Annotated in this window: 3 protein-coding genes; 1 reads left to right on the top strand and 2 read right to left on the bottom strand. The window is 63.6% G+C overall.

The features are described from left to right. A partial coding sequence (locus tag ACR2J1_RS00830) for a glutamate-cysteine ligase family protein (RefSeq protein WP_434017442.1) occupies positions 1-404 on the bottom strand: 404 nt, incomplete at its 3' end. 339 nt (positions 405-743) lie between these two features. Beyond that, complete coding sequence (gene greA, locus ACR2J1_RS00825) at positions 744-1,211, bottom strand: transcription elongation factor GreA (protein WP_434017441.1); 468 nt, start codon at positions 1,209-1,211, stop codon at positions 744-746. 118 nt (positions 1,212-1,329) lie between these two features. Between greA and ACR2J1_RS00820 the strand changes: the two genes are divergently transcribed. Then, positions 1,330-1,470: a hypothetical protein gene (locus ACR2J1_RS00820; protein WP_434017440.1), complete on the top strand. Its 141-nt coding sequence runs from the start codon at positions 1,330-1,332 to the stop codon at positions 1,468-1,470. The last annotated feature ends 127 nt before the right edge of the window (positions 1,471-1,597 follow it).

Below are 1,597 nucleotides of genomic sequence, written 5' to 3'. Positions count from 1 at the left end.
AAGCCGATGCCGAGCGGCCGAGCGATCTCGCGCAATTGCGCGAGATGCGCCATCAGCTCGGAGCAGGTCTGATGAATGGTTTCGAGCGGCGCGCCGGACAATTCGAATTGCCCGCCCGGCTCGAGCGAGATCGCGCCGCCACCGGTCACGTCGGCGAGGCCGATGATGTTGCCCCCGTCCATGATCGGCTCCCAGCCGAGCAGGTGCTGCATGCCGACGAGCAACGAGCGGATCGAGCGGCGGCCCTCATAGGGCACCGGCTCATGTGTGTCGGTCGTGAAGGCGAACTTCTCGTGCTCGGTGCCGATGCGCCATTGCGCCTTCGGCTTTACGCCCTCCGCGAACCAGGCGACCAGCTCGTCGCGCGATTCGATCGGGGTCAGGTCGACAACGTCACGAGCCATTTTTCGGATATTCCGGGGAGAAGGGCCGCGACCTAAACATGAGCCGCGCGGGAGGGCAATGCAGGCAGTCGGCGCATCTATTCCCTGATGTGCAGGATTTCAATTTCGTTCTCGCGACGCATCCGCGCCGGAGTCTTTGCGCCGCAGCCCTGGTGCGGGACGCCTTTCGCCAGCGTGTGCCGCATCCTGCTCCGCAAGTTATGCCTCCGGAGGCGCCTTCGGTGAGCAGGACGGAGTGGAGATTAGGACTATAGGCTGATCTTCGTGGTCGCCGCCATGGTTCGAGACGCCCGGCCGTCGCTGAGGCTTCGGCGCGCTTCTCACCATGAGGATCGTTGATTATCGTATCGCGAGAATCTCCGCTTCGCCTGGCCCCGCCTGCACCACGTCGCCGACACTCTTGTTCATCAGCGCGCGGGCGACCGGCGACACATATGAAAGCGTGCCCTCGTTCGGCTCAGCCTCGTCCTCGCCGACGATGCGCCAGGTCTGGCGGCGGCCGTCGCCGCGCTCGATGGTGACGGTCGAGCCGAACTGCACCTTTTCGGTCTGCTCCGGCGCCGGCATGAGTTGCGCGGTGGAGCGGCGCGCCGTCCAGTAGCGCAGATCGCGCGCCGCATTGGCGAGCGCCGCCCGGTCGGCCGCCACCTGAGCCTTGCCGTGCTCCTCATGCAGACGCTCGAGCGTATCCTCCATCTGCGCGAGGCCTTGCGGCGTCACCAGATTGGCATGTTCCGATATCGGGCGGTCGGGGAGGTCTTCGAACGCGTCCCCGCCGTCCGGCTCCTTGACGAATGCACGGCTCATGAGAGGGAAAGTTGTGACGCGCGCGCTTGTTCCGCAAGGTGCGTTAATCGCCGATTCATCCCTTATGGCCAAACATCGGCGCGCTTCGATTCGAAGCATTCAGCACAAAGGGGCTCCGATGATCCGCAATTTCGCTTTGGCCGTGGCTTTGACATTCACCATGAGCTTGATCGTACAGATCGCCGCGGTGAGCCAGGCCTCCGCAGGAAAGACCTGCACCTATACGAGCTCTGACAAGAAGAAGGGGTACAAGTGCTGAGCTTGCGCTGAGCCGTTACGATACAGAAGCCCGGCCGAAACGGCCGGGCTTCTTGTTGGCGGAATGCACATAGAACTACGCCGCCGCTTCCAGCACCATCCGCGCGCACTTCTCACCGATCATGATG

Origin of the sequence: Methyloceanibacter sp. (assembly GCF_050999895.1) — a bacterium.
Lineage (GTDB): Bacteria > Pseudomonadota > Alphaproteobacteria > Rhizobiales > Methyloligellaceae > Methyloceanibacter.
Note: the sequence above shows the minus strand (reverse complement) of the source record. Positions and strands in the feature narration are given on the sequence as shown.

Bases quoted from the DNA above. Each gene is read 5' to 3' on its own strand.
- greA (WP_434017441.1), bottom strand. From the start codon at position 1,211: ATGAGCCGTGCATTCGTCAAGGAGCCGGACGGCGGGGACGCGTTCGAA.
- ACR2J1_RS00820 (WP_434017440.1), top strand. From the start codon at position 1,330: ATGATCCGCAATTTCGCTTTGGCCGTGGCTTTGACATTCACCATGAGC.